The sequence below is a fragment of the Desulfogranum mediterraneum DSM 13871 genome (assembly GCF_000429965.1).
In the GTDB taxonomy this organism is placed as follows: Bacteria; Desulfobacterota; Desulfobulbia; order Desulfobulbales; family Desulfobulbaceae; genus Desulfogranum; species Desulfogranum mediterraneum.
The window spans coordinates 235,969-252,995 of the sequence record NZ_KE387007.1 but is presented as its reverse complement, the minus strand read 5'-3'; the positions used below and the strand labels follow the sequence as shown (position 1 = coordinate 252,995).

General features: G+C 57.1%; 9 protein-coding genes and 1 tRNA gene. 7 read left to right on the top strand and 3 right to left on the bottom strand.

The window, feature by feature from the left end; all coding sequences use genetic code 11:
- Positions 1 to 447: 447 nt before the first annotated feature.
- A tRNA-Phe gene (locus G494_RS0120485) sits at positions 448 to 523 on the bottom strand.
- Positions 524 to 599: 76 nt separating this feature from the next.
- Positions 600 to 1,388 carry a hypothetical protein gene (locus G494_RS0120480; protein WP_028586008.1) on the bottom strand — a complete coding sequence of 263 codons (789 nt, stop codon included), beginning with the start codon at positions 1,386 to 1,388 and terminating at the stop codon, positions 600 to 602.
- 231 nt (positions 1,389 to 1,619) lie between these two features.
- Here G494_RS0120480 and G494_RS24775 point away from each other — a divergent pair, with 231 nt between their 5' ends.
- The 7 genes from G494_RS24775 (at position 1,620) to G494_RS0120440 (ending at position 15,475) form a co-directional block, all read left to right on the top strand.
- Positions 1,620 to 3,335: a peptidase domain-containing ABC transporter gene (locus G494_RS24775; RefSeq protein WP_051305926.1), complete on the top strand. Its 1,716-nt coding sequence runs from the start codon at positions 1,620 to 1,622 to the stop codon at positions 3,333 to 3,335.
- Positions 3,332 to 5,515 carry a peptidase domain-containing ABC transporter gene (locus G494_RS0120470; RefSeq protein WP_028586007.1) on the top strand — a complete coding sequence of 728 codons (2,184 nt, stop codon included), beginning with the start codon at positions 3,332 to 3,334 and terminating at the stop codon, positions 5,513 to 5,515. Before G494_RS24775 ends, G494_RS0120470 begins: the two co-directional genes overlap by 4 nt.
- A gap of 54 nt (positions 5,516 to 5,569) precedes the next feature.
- Positions 5,570 to 6,898: an HlyD family type I secretion periplasmic adaptor subunit gene (locus G494_RS0120465; protein ID WP_084457171.1), complete on the top strand. Its 1,329-nt coding sequence runs from the start codon at positions 5,570 to 5,572 to the stop codon at positions 6,896 to 6,898.
- A 24-nt stretch (positions 6,899 to 6,922) separates the two neighbouring features.
- Entirely contained in the window at positions 6,923 to 7,876 is a 954-nt protein-coding gene (locus G494_RS0120460; protein WP_051305925.1) for a response regulator, read from the top strand.
- Between the two features lie 445 nt (positions 7,877 to 8,321).
- Positions 8,322 to 12,698 (top strand): tandem-95 repeat protein, encoded by a 4,377-nt coding sequence (locus G494_RS0120450; protein ID WP_028586004.1) that lies wholly within the window; start codon positions 8,322 to 8,324, stop codon positions 12,696 to 12,698.
- A gap of 127 nt (positions 12,699 to 12,825) precedes the next feature.
- Positions 12,826 to 14,436: a TolC family protein gene (locus G494_RS0120445; RefSeq protein ID WP_153305976.1), complete on the top strand. Its 1,611-nt coding sequence runs from the start codon at positions 12,826 to 12,828 to the stop codon at positions 14,434 to 14,436.
- Between the two features lie 43 nt (positions 14,437 to 14,479).
- Positions 14,480 to 15,475 (top strand): hypothetical protein, encoded by a 996-nt coding sequence (locus tag G494_RS0120440; RefSeq protein WP_028586002.1) that lies wholly within the window; start codon positions 14,480 to 14,482, stop codon positions 15,473 to 15,475.
- A 161-nt stretch (positions 15,476 to 15,636) separates the two neighbouring features.
- On the opposite strand, the gene G494_RS0120435 is transcribed toward G494_RS0120440, so the two are convergent.
- The gene (locus G494_RS0120435; protein ID WP_028586001.1) at positions 15,637 to 16,920 is read right to left on the bottom strand and encodes an O-acetylhomoserine aminocarboxypropyltransferase/cysteine synthase family protein; all 1,284 of its coding nucleotides are present in this window, start codon (positions 16,918 to 16,920) and stop codon (positions 15,637 to 15,639) included.
- Positions 16,921 to 17,027 lie beyond the last annotated feature (107 nt).

Sequence of the window (17,027 nt, the reverse complement as noted above, 5' to 3'; positions counted from 1 at the left end):
TCCTGGTAGAGAAGGCTATGGCGGTAAAACCGTGCATCGACAGAACCATGAATGCCCCCCAGAACCAGCCGGGACAGCACCTCCAAGGAGCTTCGAGGGAGTATCCGCAAGGGGTCTTCCGCATATTTTCTGCGCCTGAAGGTGCGATGCAATCTATTTCATGGCGGTCTGCTGTATAGAGGGAAGTTCGGATATAGCCAAGGAGTCGATGAGTCGAAAATTCCAGTTGTTGCAGCCGGATCAACCAGACAGAGCTCTTCTACAGGGAAAAACCAACCCAGCCTCTCGACAGACTGATAGTGATGGCAGTGTCCCCAAAAAAAAGCAGGAAGGATCTCGACTGACCGAGAAGGGAAAGGGGGCTTTTTCAGCTCTACAGCAAGACAGAAAGCAGAGACACAAAAAAAAAGAGGTTAAGTCAGATTGACTTAACCTCTTGATATCTAATGGTGCCGGGACCAGGATTTGAACCAGGGACACACGGATTTTCAGTCCGTTGCTCTACCGACTGAGCTATCCCGGCACCTCGTTGTTGCGTGTTGCGAGCCACTGTTTAGCAAAATTTCGGCCTCTCTGTCAACTCTTTTTCTCTCACTTGTTTACTTTTTTTCCTCGGCAAAGAGTTCTCCCAGATCCACATCAAAGTTATCCAGAGCGGTACCGGTCTTAACCGCCTGTGGTGGGGCATTTTTCAAAACAGGCGGTACGGTTTTATCCAGATCCAGTTCATCCAGGAGCAGATCTTCCAGGCCCATATTTTTTTCAGGCTCCTGCCCTGTACTCGCTGCAGGGGACTCTGCCGGAGGCTCCTCCAGGACAATTTCAGGGGCCGGCGCCTCTTCTTCCAGGGCGGCCAGGGCGGGTTCCATATCTCCCGCAGGAAGATCGATCTCTCCCTCATCAGACTCGGGCGGCATGAGATCGGATATATCCAAGTCGCCGAAATCAATCACGCCCCCTTGATCTCCCTGTTCCTTAACCGGCTCATTGACCTCCAGGGTATAATCTTCAGACGAGGCGGCATCTTCCAGTTCATCCAGGTTCATGATGATCTGATCATCATCCTCCTCAACAGGGGAGACGGCATCCCCAAGATCCAGAACCAGTTCCTCCCCCCCTGTCTCCTGCTCTTCAGCAGGCTCCGAGAAGTCCAGATCCGGCCCCTGCTCCTCGGTCGCCTCAACCTCGCCCCAGTCAGGTTCCGGAGAAGAGGAATCCAGCTCAGCCTGCTGGGGAGCAACCTCCTCTGCCAGGCGGAGAAAAGAGGGAGTTTCACTATCAAAGGTTGTCCCCTGGAGTTCAACAGCGGTTTCCGCCACCGCCTTATGGCACTTTTTACAGGTTTCAAGATGATCAAAAGAGATATAGCCGCACTTTGGACAACGCATAATTTTGCCTTTATTCGCTAAAGAGAGCAGGTCCTCTGCTCCACAGAAAGAGAGAAAACATCCTACCGAATTATTATCGCACAGGGAAAGAGCTAAAATCAAGCAGTGTTCCTCTTTTCCGGCCATTTTCTCAGAGAAAACACTGCAAAGAGGATTCCAACTTGCATCCCCTCACCGGTAGCCTATAATGACGCTACCTGTGACGACATAACCTCTTCCATATATTTGCCAATGCCCCTGCGCTCCGCCTCAAATGACTGGAAAGGCCTCTTCCTGAACAGGGAGTTCAAGATCAATGCCGTCCATCTTATCTTTGCCTCGCTGATCATCAACCTCCTGGCCCTGGCCATGCCGGTGATGATGCTCCAGACCTACGACCGGGTCCTGCCCAATCACGGAGTCGGCACCCTCACGCTCCTTTTTTTGGGGGTGGTCACGGCCATCTCCCTGGAGATCCTGCTCCGGATTGCCCGCTCCTACCTGACGGCCTGGTCAGGTGCGGTCTTTGAGCACACCACCTCCTGCCGGGCCATGGAGCACATCCTGGGCTCACAGCTCCAACAGTTTGAGCAACAGGGCTCAGGAGCCTACCTCCAGAAGATGGCTGCCATCAGTCGCCTGCGGAGCTTTTATTCCGGCCAGACCATGTTGACGATCGTCGACTTCCCCTTCATCTTTGTCTTCCTCTTTCTGATCTGGTACATCGCCGGGAATCTGGTCTACGTACCGCTCTCCCTCTTCCTCCTCTTCTGCATCCTGGCCCTCTTCATCGGAACGCGCCTGCGGAAAGAGGTCCAGGAGCAGGACTTCAGCAACAAGATCCGTTACAACTACTTTATCGAAACCCTGGCTGGGATCCACACCCTCAAGGGGGTCGGCCTGGAGAAATTTTTTCTCCGCAGAAACGACCGGCTGCAGACCAGAATCAGCCAAGCCCACTACCGGGTGGCCATCACCAACACCATTGCCATCAACTGCAGTACCCTCTTCTCCCAGGTGATGACCGTGGCCATCGTCAGTTTTGGGGCCTTCAAGGTCATCCAGGGCGACATGGGTTCCGGCGGGTTGGCGGCCTGCATTCTCCTCTCCGGCCGGATCATGCAGCCGGTCCAGCGGTCCCTTTCCCTGTGGACCAGGTTTCAGACCTTTTTCATCGATCGCCGAGAGATGGCCGACATCCTCTCCCTAAGCATGGTGGACTACGATCAGCCCTCAGGCGCACGTAAACCCCAAGGCCGGATCAGTCTCCGGAATCTCTCCTTTCGCTACAACCAGGATAGCCCCCTGCTGCTGAAAGGACTCAACCTCTCCCTGCAGGCAGGTGACTCGGTGGCCATCTCCGGAGGATCGGGGAGCGGCAAGACCACCCTGCTCCACCTCCTGACCGGACTGCTCGCCCCTACGGAAGGTTCCATCTCCATTGATGACGCCCCCCTCTCCCATCTCAGCCCCTCTCTCTTGAGCAGCCACATAGGTTACCTCCCTGAAAAGGGGGCCATATTCAACGGAACCATCAGGGAGAACCTGACCTTCTTTGGCCATACCAACGAAGAAGACGCCATGAATGCGGCAGCCTTCCTCAGGATTGACCAGGCCGTTGCCCTCCTCCCGGAAGGCTATGAAACCCTCCTCTCAGACAGCGTCAACGACCCCATCCCCCCGGGACTGAAGCAGCGTATTGCCATCGCCCGGGTCCTGGCCAACAAACCCAGGGTAATCCTCTTTGACAACGCCGACCGCGGCCTGGACAAGAAGGGCTACAACATCATCTTTTCCGTGTTGGGTCGCCTCAAGCCGCGCACCGTGCTCCTGATCGTCTCTGATGACCGCAACATCCTGCGCCTGGCCGACCGGGAATATTTCCTCCACCAGGGTACCCTGCTGGAATCCGCCCCTGCAGACTCGAAGATCCACAGCATACTCCCTTTCCGTGAGTTCTCGGCATGAGTAATGAGGCAAAATTCATTACCCAGGCCCGCCGGCTTCGCGCCGCTCTGGAGCCGGCAAAATGGCTTGGCCTTGAGCGGGTGTCCGAACATGCCACCGCCCTGACCTACCTGCTGAGCAGCCTGAACTGGCAGGGAAAGATCGGCAAGATCTGCGAAGCCCTTCCCCATATGCCAGGAGAACTGGACAGGGTTGACCTACTCAACACCATGATCAACCTGGGCTATCATGCCCGCTCCACGGAGATCAGCCTGCACAACTTTGACCCCCGGTTGAGCCCCTGTCTCTTTGTGAACCGGGACCGTGACGAGCGCCCCCTGGTCCTGATCCCGGCACCCGAGAGCATGGGGGCCAAGGCCATGGATCCGCTCACGGAGAGCACCATCGATCTCCATCAGCTGCCCAACTATAAGGGGACGGTCTACATCTTTGAGCCTCTCACCACAGAGCTGGCCAAACAGAACATTATCTCCTCTAATGTGGGGGAGCGTGCCCTGACCTGGTTCAGGAACCTGATCCGCCGCTTTGACGCCATCCTTATCCAGAGCTTTGCGGTGAGCTTCCTGATCAACACCCTGGCCCTGGCCTCATCGCTCTTTGTGATGGTGGTCTACGACAAGGTCATCGGCAGTCGCTCCGTGGACACCCTCCAATACCTGGCCATGGGAGCCATCCTGGCCATGACCGTCGAAGCACTGCTCCGCTACCTTCGAGCGCGCAGCCTGGCCTACTTCGGCGTCCGCCTGGATGCCATCACCAGCCAGGCAGTGTTTGAGCGCCTCCTCTTTCTGCCGCCCAGACTGATTGAGGGCTCCTCCATACCCTCCCAGGTTGCCAGGATGAAAGACTTTGACTCCATCCGGGATTTCTTCTCCAGTCCCACCGGCATCAGTGTGCTGGAGCTCCCCTTTACCCTGATTTTCCTCGCCACCATCGCCGTCATCGGCGGACCGTTGGCCCTGATCCCTCTGGTTCTCGCCGGCTGCTATGCCCTCCTCGCCCTGATCATGCTCCCCCGGATCCAGGCCAGCACGGAAAGGGGGGCCTCGACCATGGTCCGCAAACAGGCCCTGCTGGTGGAAACCATGCAGAAGAACCGGATGATCAAGGCCCACGGACTGGGTGACACCTGGTGGCAACGCTTTCATGAACTCTCAGGAGAAGCCGCCATCACCAGCTTTGCCTCGGCCTTCCAGTCTTCCCTGATCGAGGCCTTTGCCTACGGCCTCTCCATCCTGGCCGGGGTGGTGACCCTCACCTTCGGCATCTGGCTGGCCTGGCAGGGCCAGATTACCACAGGAGGGTTGATTGCCTCGATGATGCTGGTCTGGCGCATCCTGACCCCCATGCAGACCCTCTGCAACTCCCTGGTCCGGCTGCGCTATATCTTCCGCAGCATCCAACAGGTCCACAAGCTGATCAAGACGCCCCCTGAGGGCAAGCTGGTTGATTTCTCCAAAGACACCACCCTGCTCAGGGGCAGGATCACCTTCAGCGGGGTCGGCCTTCGCTATAGCGGTGAACGCAGTCCGGTTATCTCCGGCCTGAGCCTGGAGATCCAACCGGGTGAAATCGTCGCCATTACCGGTGGTTCGGGCACAGGAAAAAGCAGCGTCCTCAAACTCGTCAACGGGCTCTACACCCCTCAGATCGGTTCGATCCTCATTGACGGCCTGGACATTCGCCAACGCGACCCCATTGACCTGCGCAAAAACATCTCCTATGTCCCCCAGATGGTGGAACTCTTTCACGGCACCATTGAAAAGAATCTCCGCATGGTCCAACCGGATGCCAGCGACGAAGAGCTGCGTGATGCCCTGGTCTGGGCAGGGGCCCTGGAAGAGACCCTGAGTCTGCCCAAGGGGCTCAACACCTTTATCGGAGACTATCGCTCAGAACAGCTGTCCTCAAGTTTTGCCTTCCAGCTCACCCTGGCGCGGGGCTATCTCCGCAAGGCCGCCATCATGCTCTTTGACGAGTTTCCTTCGGCGGTCCAGAACGATACCACCGGTGCCTTATTCCGGGAATACCTCCAAAAATTTCGAGGGGACAAGACCATGGTCTTCGTCACCGAATACCAGGAAGACATCCTCCAGGCGGACCGGCTGGTGTATCTGCCCGGCAATGGCCAGGTCTTATCCGGAGCTCCGGCCGAACTGCTCAAGGCCCTGCACAGCTGAAGACGACCATGTCGAGACATCGCACCCCACCTCCCCCTCTGCTGAGCATCAACCATGGCCAAGAAATCTAGAGATAACACCCGTCAGCTCCGCATCCTTTCCCAAGCAGCAATGCTGGAAGAGGCCAGGACCCCCTACCTGGTCCGTACCACCATGCTGATCGTCTGCTTCAGCTTCATCGCCTTCATTGCCTGGGCCTCTTTTACCCAGATCACCGAACGCTCCACCGCTGCTGGCGAGATTGTGCCCTCTGGCTATGTCCAGTCCATCCAGCACCTGGAGGGAGGGATCGTTGAAGAGATCCTGATCCGTGACGACAACAAGGTAGACAAGGGCCAGATCCTGATCAGACTCGAGGGGAGCGCCCTGCTCAGCGACCGGGAACGGACCCAGACCAGACTCCAACTCCTGGAGCTCCAGGCCGCACGGCTGCATTCTTTTCTCAATGACGACCGTGCCATCTATGAGGCTGCCAGCAACAGGCACCAGCAGCTCTCCTCTTCCCAGGGGAAAATCCTGGATGCCATGATCGATGCCCACACCAAAGAAAAGGAGCTGATCCGGAGGCAGATTACCCAGAAGAAAGAACAGTTGAACCTGCTCCAACAGGAGCTGGCCACTGCCCGGAAAAACCTTGAGGTGGTGGAGGCCTCCTTTGCCACCCAGAATCAGCTCTACCAGGAACGGTTGGTCGCGGAGACCACTTACCTGAATGCGGTCCGCGAGTTGAACAACCAACAGGGAAAGGTCGACAGCCTCCAGATTAAACTCCTCCAGGCCAAAGACCTGATCAACGAATACGAGATACGGCTCCAATCGTCTATCTCAACCGCCAAAAATATGGCCCTGCAACAACTGGGAGAGGTTGAGCAGGAACTGGCCGAGAGCAAGGAACTCTACGAAAAACTCAGCAACCAGGTCAGGCGACTCGCTCTTCGCGCCCCCACCGAAGGGATCGTCAAGGGCCTGAGCGTGCACACGGTGGGAGGGGTGATCGCCCCGGGGAGCCAACTCATGGAGATCGTCCCCACCAGCGGAGAGCTCCTGGCCGAGATCAAGATTTCCCCAAGCGATATCGGCCATATCAAAGTCGGCGATCCGGCCATCATCAAGATCACCTCGTACGACTTCACCCGTTACGGAGCCATTGACGGTTCCATCAGCGGATTATCGGCAACGACCTTTACCGACGAGCAGAGAAGAAGCTACTACAAGGGCATGGTCACCCTTGACAAGGATTACCTGGGTAACACCCCGGGAAAAAACCGAATATTGCCTGGAATGATCGTCAACGCCGACATCATTACCGGTGAGAAGAGCCTGCTGGAATACTTCCTCAAGCCGATCCACAAGGCCCTGAACTCAGCCTTTATCGAACGATAAATATACTTTCACGATCAAGAAATCATGACTGCAGACAACAGACACCTCCAAGCCGCCGATACCCTTACCCCCACCATTCTCGCCGTGGATGACAATCCCACGGCCCTGCACCTGTTGGTCTCCATTCTTCAAAAACAACCCTACAGGGTGATTACAGCCACCAATGGCCTCGAGGCCATGGAGGTACTCGAGCAACAGGGCAACAACATCGACGCCATCCTCCTGGATCGGATGATGCCGGAGATGGACGGCATGGAAGTCACCAAAAAGGTGCTCAGCAATAAAAAGTTGAAATATATCCCCATCATCATGCAGACGGCTGCGGACAAGCCCGATGAAATCAGTGAGGGGATCAAGGCCGGGGTCTTTTACTACCTGACCAAACCCATCGAACGGAAGACTCTGCTCTCCATCGTCTCCTCGGCGGTCAAGGAGATCAAACAACGAAGGGCCCTGAAAAAGGAGATGGAGCGTCATCGCCTGAGCTTTGGCCTGCTTGAAGTGTTGAAAGGGAGTTGCCGCACCCTTGACGAAGCCGAGAGCATGTCCTCCTTTCTGGCGAACTGCTTTCCCGATGCAGAGCGAGCCTTGACCGGGATCTCGGAGCTGCTGTTCAATGCCATCGAGCATGGCAACCTGGGCATTGATTATGACCAGAAAACCGAGCTGATGGACAGCAACAGCTGGCGGGACGAGGTTGAACGCCGCCTCGCCCTGCCTGAATATACAGCAAAAAAAGCCACCGTTATCTTTGAACGCAAAGGAGACAGCTACTACCTGCAGATCACCGACCAGGGTAAGGGCTTCAACTGGAAGAGTTTCATGGAGTTTGATCCATCCCGCGCCTCCCATAACCACGGCCGGGGCATTGCCATGGCCAACATCATCGCCTTTGACCGGGTCATCTATAACGAGGCCGGCAACCAGGTAACGGCGATCATGAAAAAACAAAAAAAGAGCGATGACTACTGGGGATAAGCCGAACCAAGGTTCCAGTTATTTCGTTACCGTAACTGGAATCCTGGTTTTGTAATCAAGAATGGTCTGCTCTGGCCCCAGAGCACTCTCCCCGGCGCTCACGCCAACTGCCAGGCTGTAGTTACAGGCGAGCTTGAGAGCTTGCCCCCTCTTCTCGTCTCCGGATTGCGACACAAACTTTAACAACGGAACATCAAGCTCATGACTACGGCACCTTTCCTCCCATGCCCGGGTCTTGAGCGAAAAATATCGTTTTTCTACGTACCCTGCAGTCTAGCCAGCCACTCACAGTAAAAGGAACAGTTGTTGCATCGCTACCAGGGTACGGCACAGTGCGCCTTTTCCCCATGACCGGTCTCCAGCGTTCCTCTTTGCCTCCCGGAACAGCTGGGCCCCCTTGGCGTACAACCCAGCTGTCTCCCACTCCTTTTTCTACGGTGCAAGCATGTCTGACTCCAAACTCACCTCCAGACACCACCCCACCCCAGAGAGCGACCCCTCGGCGGCATGGCTGGAAGGCTCGATTGATGAAACAAGCGAAGAACAACGCCGGTTAAGGGCAAAAAACTGGAAGACCACTGCCCAGCAGGCTGATGACCACTCAAGCCAGGGTAATATCCACCTGGGAACAGACACGAATCAGGAGTTCCTCCGTCCCGGTCAGCAAGAAAATGGTCCCAGCTCCCTGAGGATAGACCCCGACTCCCCACTGCCAGGGATCCTGCCCATTAGGACGGCCAGCGGCAAGGTGCCCCCCGGCAGTTCCCAGGAAGAACAGCCTGAAACGGCAGGACGAGCGGAAGCGCAAGAGCCTGCCCTCCCCCCTGGTGGCTCCGGCAACAGCACCTTTTCCCTGGCTGAAACAGCCACGGTGCCGGAGACGGAAGAACAGACAACAGCAATCCCTGCTTCTCACCGGGATGGCAGGGGCAGAAAGAGCGAGCAACTGGGGCGAGATCAAGAAGAGAGCTCTCCAGTTCAACAGGAGCAGCCTGTTCCCGCAGAGACTGCAGAGACCGCAGCGATCCCGGCAGCCGCCTCCAGTGAGGCAACGGTTGCAGCCGGGCCCCAGGGCGTGACTGCACCAGCAGCCCCCCTCCCTTCCCAGGATCCTGCTGATGTTCCCCCAGACGATCCGGAAACGCAAGAGGCCCCTCTCCCCCAGCAAGCGGCTGCCATCAGCGGTACGGGTGGCCAACTCAGTGAAGACCAACAGACAACTCTCGAGGGGCAGCTCCGCATAGACGATCCCAATCCCGGGGAGGGCTTCTTTCAACCGGTAAACATTGTTGGCGAGTATGGCACCTTTGCGCTCAGCAAGAGCGGATCCTGGAGCTATAGCCTGGATAATGAGCAACAAAAGGTACAGCAACTTGCCGAGGGACAGGTCGTCATCGATACAATCACGGTCTCCTCCAGCGACGGCACCAGTCATCATCTGGATATGTCGATCCAAGGACGCAACGATAGCCCTACCCTGGAGATCGTTTCCCAGGCAAGCGTGGACGAAGACGGATCAAAGCAGATCTCCTTTACTGCCAGCGACCTGGAGGGGACGGTCGACACCCAGGCAACCGCCCAACATGGCGCAATTCTCGTCGACCAGGACGGCACCATCACCTACACCCCAGACAGCGACTACAGCGGCAGCGATCAGATCACCGTCACCAGCAGCGACCAGAGCGGCGCACAGGTCATCAAGTCCGTGGCCATCACCGTCAACGAGGTCAACGACCCGCCCACCCTGGAGATCCTCTCCCAGGCAAGCGTCGACGAAGACGGCTCCAAGCAGATCTCCTTTACTGCCAGCGACCTGGAGGGGGCGGTCAACACCCAGGCAACCGCCCAACATGGCGCAATTCTCGTCGATCAGGACGGCACCATCACCTACACCCCAGAGAGCGACTACAGCGGCAGCGATCAGATCACCGTCACCAGCAGCGACCAGAGCGGCGCACAGGTCATCAAGTCCGTGGCCATCACCGTCAACGAGGTCAACGACCCGCCCACCCTGGAGATCCTCTCCCAGGCAAGCGTCGACCAAAACGGCTCCAAGCAGATCTCCTTTACTGCCAGCGACCTGGAGGGGACGGTCAACACCCAGGCAACGGCCCAACATGGCGCAATCCTCGTCGACCAGGACGGCACCATCACCTATACCCCAGAGAGCGACTACAGCGGCAGCGATCAGATCACCGTCACCAGCAGCGATGAGAACGGCGCTGAGGTGGTCAAATCCGTGGTCGTCACCGTCAACGAGGTCAATGACCCGCCTACCCTGGAGATCATCACCGCCCCGCTCCTTGAGGTCAACCTTGGGGCGAGCAGGACCACCACTCCACCCAGCCAATCCTTTCACTTCAACTCTGAATCTGCCAACGTCTATACCTTTAACAACGGTGCCTCAACCGAGGATGAGAACGGGGTTCTCAACCTCCAGGCCGGGACCCCGGGTAATAATCTCAACTTCAACAACGACAACCCCATGGGCGTTGCCAGTGCTGGGGAAAAGAAAAAGGACCAGAATTTGATCAACGATGACGAGGCACTGGTCTTGGATTTTGAACAGAATATTGAGCAGACTGAGGTGACCTACCAGCACCTCAAGGGAGAAAGCACCTCCTGGACCGCCTATGACCAGGACGGCCAGGTCGTTGACAGCGGCACCATCCGCGGGCCGGACAACAATGGCGAGCACCAGTTCACCATTACCCCTCAAGACAACTTCCAGTATCTGGCCATTCAAGGAAACAGCGGTGCCAAGGCCAATGGCTTTACCTTGAAAGACGTCAGATTTACCCCAGAGGAGGGTGTTGAATACCCGCTGAACATCGCTTCCACAGCCTTTGAGCAGGCAGAGGCTGACCAGGCAAGCGTCACCATCAGCGACCTCCCCCAGGGAGGCACCCTCTCCCAGGGAACCTGCAACCCGGACGGTTCCTGGACCCTCACCCCGGAGGAGACCGGCGACCTCACCCTGACAGTTCCCAATTCAAACAAGGAAGACTTTGAACTCTCCGTCTCCACCAGTTTCAGCGATGAAAACGGCGAAACCCAGAGGGCAGAGGTAAGCGTCAGCCGGGACGATAGCGGTACCGGGGCTGACGGAGTCCAACTGGGAGCAGGTGCCAACTACCAATCCGGAGAGGGCAATGACCGGATAGAGGTGAGTTCCGGCAGCCAAAATATCGATGGCGGCACGGGCACAGACACGGTGATCTTTCACGGCAATGCCCAGGAGTATTCCCTCACCAAGGGCGACGCATCCCTTACGGTCAGCGACTCCGTGGAAGGCCGAGATGGCCAGGTATCCCTGACCCAGGTTGAAACACTCACCTTTGCCGACCAGGAACTCAGCGTAGCCGACTTTCTGGCAGACCCGCTCACCGCCAACTTCCGTTTCAACGACGCAGACGGAACCTACACCTACAATACCGGCGGCGAAGTCAAGGATGAGGCCCGCCTGATGGGCGACGCCCATCTCGAAGAGGGCGTATTGACCCTGGACGGAGACGGCGATTTTTTAAAGGTCACCTCCTCGACCGATATCAACCTGACTGCAACCAACCAGCGCACCACCTCTATCTGGCTGAAGAGCGAACAGCAAGAGGGGACCATGATGGTCTATGAAGAGGGCGGCGAGCAGGCAGGCTTAAACATCTACATCGATGAGGGCAAACTCTATGTCGGCGGCTACAACAGCAGGAAGGGGGAGCTTGAAGGTGGTTTTATCCTCGCCGAGACCGACAGCGGCGAGCCTTTAGCCATTGCAGATGGGAAATGGCACCATGTTGCCGTCACCCTGAATAGCGATCCCCCCCACAGTACGCAGGGACTGAGAGGCTACCTGGACGGTCAACAGTTCGGCGCCAGCGAGGCAATCGCCCTGGGGATCCACCCTGACCCAACCGGCATCGGCGGGATAAACGGTACAAGCCTCATCCATAACGGAGAGGTCGCTACCGAGGGGATGTTCTTCCATGGCCAGCTCGACGATGCCAGAATTTATGCCGCAGCCCTCGATGAACAGGCCATCCTTGAACTGTACCAAGAACCGCCGGACGGTATCACCATTGGAGCAGATGATGGCGCCGAAAAGTTCAGCAGCGAGGCCCCGGCCCTTGAAACCATCAACATCGAGCTGCCCTCCATAGCGATCGGTGCAGAGGAAGCAGATGCTGCCGCCGGAGTGCAGGCAGAGAGCCAGGAACCCTCTACCGAGAAGCCCACGGCAATCCCATCCCCAGAGCCCGACGGAGCCAACGAGTCTTACAGGGAAGACTCCAATCCTGTTGCCGAGGCCATGGATGAGTCCCTGGGGATAGGAGAATCCCTTAAAGGGGCCATGCCCTCGACACAGTTCGAGCCACCCCTTGCTCCCCAGGAGCATGCGGCCGAAGCCCTCGCCCCAGAGGGAGCCCTGGATCAGCATCTCAGGGAAGAAGAGGACTTCGATCCGGATCTCCCTTCCCTGGAGGGTGAAGAGGGATTGAGTCATGGTGCTGATGCAGCACAAGCTGCCAACAGTTCAGCAGCAGGCGAGGCCCCGGATCAACTCGGCCAGACGGTGTCAATAATCATTCCAGATTCATCACCCCAGGCAGCTGCAGTCGGCCAGGAGCAGTCCGAAGCACTGGAGAGCTACTCGGTGAGCAGTGAGGACCAGGACGCCATGGAGATCCCGGCCATGGACGAGACAGGGGAAACGGCTGAAGCGTCCATGAGTGAGGTTGACGAGATCGGCCTGGGCCATGATGATGCGGCCGCGGTCGAAGATATCCAGGAACCGGCGCAGGCCCCTGAGGAGCTGTCCATGATCTAGCCGGGCAAAGTGCACAGCAGGCAGCGATGTGTACGCTTTCCTATTAAAGCAGTGACAACATCCACAAGTTGCTTTAAAATGGACGGGTTAAGGAAATAGGCCTCGAAACAGGCCATGAATCCCCTTGGTGGCATCATGGCTCCTGGTCTTCACTCAGCTCCGGATACTCGTCCTGATGAAAAAATACCTGATGGCCCTGGTGCTGCTCCCGGCAATCGGTTTCCCGGCGGCAGGCATGAGTGCACCCCTCCTTTCAAAAAACGTCCAGCCGGCTGTCCTGAAAAGCAGCAGGCCACAGCAAAGGGTCCAGGACAACCAGCCCACACCGCAAAGCCCTTCGGTGGATGCAGTGATCGCCGCTTTCACCACCGCCAATGCCCAGGTAGCAGAGCCGCAGATCATAGCCTTCTACCAGGAGTTGTTCACCCGCGCCTACAGCGCGGCCCCGGATATTCAGATAGCCAGAAAGCTGCGCCAACAGAAGAGCCAGCAACGATACACTGCCTGGGCCGAACGGCTTGCGCCCAAGGTGGATGGCCAAATCTCCCAGGTCTGGGAGTTTAATAGCCGCCAGGAGAAGAGCCTTGCGCAGGACCAGACAGCAAGCGAGGATCCCGGGTATCAGGATGGCGAGGAGTACGCAGACTGGAGCTTCAACCTGGATGCCCCCCTCTACCGCAGGGCTCTCGGCGTTCAAGTCAACATTGCCCGCCTTGAAGAGGAGCTCGCCGCCAATAACCTCCAGCTGAAAACCCAGGAACTGGATCTCCGCCTCAGGGAGTTGTTGGGTAACTACCTGGAAAGCAGCTACCGACTGCTCAACCTCTACAACTCGGTTCGCCTTTCCCGTGAGCATGTCGGCAAGATCCAGCGGGGCTATGAGCTCCGAGACCAGACCCGCCTCCAACTCCTCCGGGCCCAGGCCAACCTCAAAGAGCTTGAGGCCAGGCGGGACCTGGATGAACACAACCAGGAGGTCGCCTTTCGGGCCTTACTCGATTTTACCGGCATTCCTGCAACAGACTCGATTTTCGCCAGGCTCAATGCCCTTCTCCAAAAAGAGATCCAGGTAGCCGCTTGCATCAACTCACTGGCAGCCCTGGAGGAGCAGTACCTGCTCATCCAACCCTATGTGGAGTCCATGGACGGAGCAGGCCGGCAACACTATTTTCAAGCCAACAGCCAGCTCTATCGAAAAATCGTCCTTGAGCGTCAGCTGGCAGAACAGCAGGCCACCACCTTTACCCAGGATGAGTACCCGGATCTCTCCATCCAGGCCTTCTATGACCGCCACGACCATAGCCAATTCAGCAAATTCAACGGTGAGGGCAGTGTTGCCCTGGTTCTTTCGGTACCGCTCTTTTCCGGCGGCACCATCTTCAGCTCGACCAAGGCCCAGGCCACGGCCCAACACATTGCCGGAGTTACCCACCATAAAGATCTCAGCGCGACCGTCCATGGCCTTGAAAACAACAAAAAACTCATCTCCAGCCTGCGCAAGGTCTATGCCAGCCAGCAGCTCAACCTGCAACAACAGGAGGAGATCGTGGTCCTCTCGCTGAAATCCTATGCCATCAAACAAACCTCCATGCAAGACCTGTTGACCTCGCAAAACAAGCTCATTGATGCAAAAAATGCCCTGATGCAGACCACCAGCCAGCTGGCTGCCCTGTATCGCCGTTTTGCCTGGGAACTGGGAACCCCCTTCCCTGCACCGGAACTGTTACCGGAACAGTAATCCAGCCACTATCCCTTAAAAATCAGCTGCACTCCCTACTGTCATGAATCTTCAGCATACCCGACCCTTCCCCCGTCTCCTCAGCCTGCTCGCCCTGCTGGCGAGCGCCATTACCGCCGGCCAGATCGGAATGATCCTCGTGCAGGGCGACCCCCTTTGCCTGAACCAAGGCTGCGAGGTGGTCGAACAGCTCACCCGGGTGCCACCACTGTTTTTCAACCTAGCCGGCCTCTTTTTTTTCCAGAGCCTCTACTGGGGTGTTCGCTGGGCCAACAGAGGCTCGGCGATCAGCCAGAAACTTGTACCGCTGCTCCTGCTGGTTGGCGCCTGTACAGAAGGGGTGCTGATCAGCTTTCAACACCTCGTTGCCCAGACCTTCTGCTCCTACTGCCTGCTTATCTTCGCCTGTATCCTCCTGGCAAACCTGCTCTCCGGGGCGCGACATTTCTTTTATGCCCTGGTACTGTTCAGCGGGGTGAGCGCTGCTTTTTTCAGCCTTGAACACACCCCTGCAGCCCAAAAAATCGGCTCATATACAAGCGGGGTCTTTGCCAGCAGGATGGGCACGACCCAGGTACCGGCATCGTACCTGTTTTACTCCACCAGTTGCAGCCACTGTAAAGAGGTAAACGCCTTTCTGGCCAAAGAAGAAGGGCTGAGTGTCCACTTCAACCCCATCGACAACCCTGGCAGCGCCCCGCTTCCCCAGGCCACCCTCCGGGAAAGCTATTCCAGCAGGGCCAACAGGCAGTTTCTGGCCTCACTGGGCCTGGATGAGATTCCGGTTCTCCTGGTACCGGGCGACACGGACTATCGTATAGTGAAGGGGAAAACGGGTATTATCCGGACCCTGAGCGAACTGAGTCAGCAGGCCGAAGCGATGAAGGACAATCCTGAAGAGGACGCTGCTGCCGCGATCAGTCCCTTTACCGGCCTGGAGGAAGAAGAGAACAGCGACGAGGGCTGCACGGTGGGAAGCAGCTGTGAGGAGGAGTCAGAGCTGATTCCTCCCAGCTCTGACCCTTTAAAAAAATTTTAGAGACAAGGGTACCTTGAATAATGAGATTTCCCGATCAAGGTCAAGGCGCGCGATAAATTTTACCGCAGGCATATATCTGATATTCCGAAGATAAAATTTTTTAGTGCAACGCCGAGATTGGAAGAAAAAGCAATTTTTCAAGCTGGCCACAAGATTGAGCATTACTGAGCAGTCAAGGCCTGATCCAGATCCCAGAAGATATCTTCCAGATCCTCCAGGCCGATGCTGAGGCGAATCATCTCTTCCTGGACCCCGGCCTCCAACAACTCTGCCGGGCTCAACTGACTGTGGGTGGTGCTGGCCGGATGGATGGCCAGACTCTTGGCATCCCCGACGTTGGCCACGTGACTGAACAGCTGGAGATGGTCTATGAATCGCCGCCCCGCCTCCACCCCGCCCTGGATACCAAAGGCGATAACGGCCCCTGCTCCCTGGGGGAGATACCTACAGGCCCTGCCATGGTCGGGATGGGAACTCAGCCCGGGATAAGAGACCCAGCTGACCCGAGCATGCCCCTCAAGAAACCTGGCTGTTTCCAGGGCATTGGCAACATGCCTCTCCATCCGCAGGCTCAAGGTCTCTATCCCCTGGACGGTCAACCAGCTGTTAAAGGGCGCCTGTGAAACCCCGATATCACGGAGTACCTGCACCCGGGCCTTGAGGATAAAGGCTGGAGCACCAAGCTCTGCATAGATCAGGCCATGGTAGGAGGGGTCCGGCTCGGTAAAGCTGGAAATCTTGCCGCTCTGCCAATCAAAATTACCGCCATCCACCAAGATTCCGCCGATACTGTTGCCATGACCGTTCAAAAATTTGGTGGTGCTGTGGCTTACGATATTTGCCCCCCATTCCAGAGGACGACAGAGGTAAGGGGTGGCCAGAGTATTATCGATCACCAGAGGAATCTGGACTGCCGCGGCAATGGCTGCAACCTCTTCAAAGGGGAAGACGGTCAGGGCGGGATTGCCCAGGGTCTCTCCATAGATCAACTTGGTATTGGGCTGGATGGCCCGGGCAAAGGATTCGGGATCCCTGGGATCAGCAAAACTGACCGTGATCCCCAGACGGGGAAGGGTATACTGGAGTTGAGTATAGGTGCCCCCATAGAGGCTGTTGCTGCTGACAATATGATCCCCCTGGCCGCAGATGGTCAGGAAGGCCATGACCTGGGCGCCATGTCCGCTTGATGCGGCCAAGGCCCCGACCCCACCCTCCAGATCGGCCAGCCGCTGCTCCAGGACATCTGTGGTCGGGTTCATGATCCGGGTATAGATATTTCCAGCCTCTTTCAGGGCAAAGAGATCCGCAGCATGTTGGCTGTCTTTAAAGGCATACGAGGTGGTCTGGTAGATCGGGACAGCCCTGCTGCCGGTGGCCGGATCCGCCACCTGCCCGGCGTGGAGCTGACGGGTGTTGAATCCTAACTGCCGTTGACGTATTGTCATTCCATTCTCCTGAAAAAAAATCACTATCCTGTACAATAGAGTACGATCTCAACAAGATTACGCTGATACTGATGATTGTCAACCACCGGGCCGCTGGTGTGCCTCTC

What these genes read in the sequence shown, in the direction of transcription:
- G494_RS0120480 (WP_028586008.1), bottom strand. Translation starts at nt 1,388, where the DNA reads ATGCGTTGTCCAAAGTGCGGCTATATCTCTTTTGATCATCTTGAAACC.
- G494_RS24775 (WP_051305926.1), top strand. Translation starts at nt 1,620, where the DNA reads ATGCCCCTGCGCTCCGCCTCAAATGACTGGAAAGGCCTCTTCCTGAAC.
- G494_RS0120470 (WP_028586007.1), top strand. Translation starts at nt 3,332, where the DNA reads ATGAGTAATGAGGCAAAATTCATTACCCAGGCCCGCCGGCTTCGCGCC.
- G494_RS0120465 (WP_084457171.1), top strand. Translation starts at nt 5,570, where the DNA reads ATGGCCAAGAAATCTAGAGATAACACCCGTCAGCTCCGCATCCTTTCC.
- G494_RS0120460 (WP_051305925.1), top strand. Translation starts at nt 6,923, where the DNA reads ATGACTGCAGACAACAGACACCTCCAAGCCGCCGATACCCTTACCCCC.
- G494_RS0120450 (WP_028586004.1), top strand. Translation starts at nt 8,322, where the DNA reads ATGTCTGACTCCAAACTCACCTCCAGACACCACCCCACCCCAGAGAGC.
- G494_RS0120440 (WP_028586002.1), top strand. Translation starts at nt 14,480, where the DNA reads ATGAATCTTCAGCATACCCGACCCTTCCCCCGTCTCCTCAGCCTGCTC.
- G494_RS0120435 (WP_028586001.1), bottom strand. Translation starts at nt 16,920, where the DNA reads ATGACAATACGTCAACGGCAGTTAGGATTCAACACCCGTCAGCTCCAC.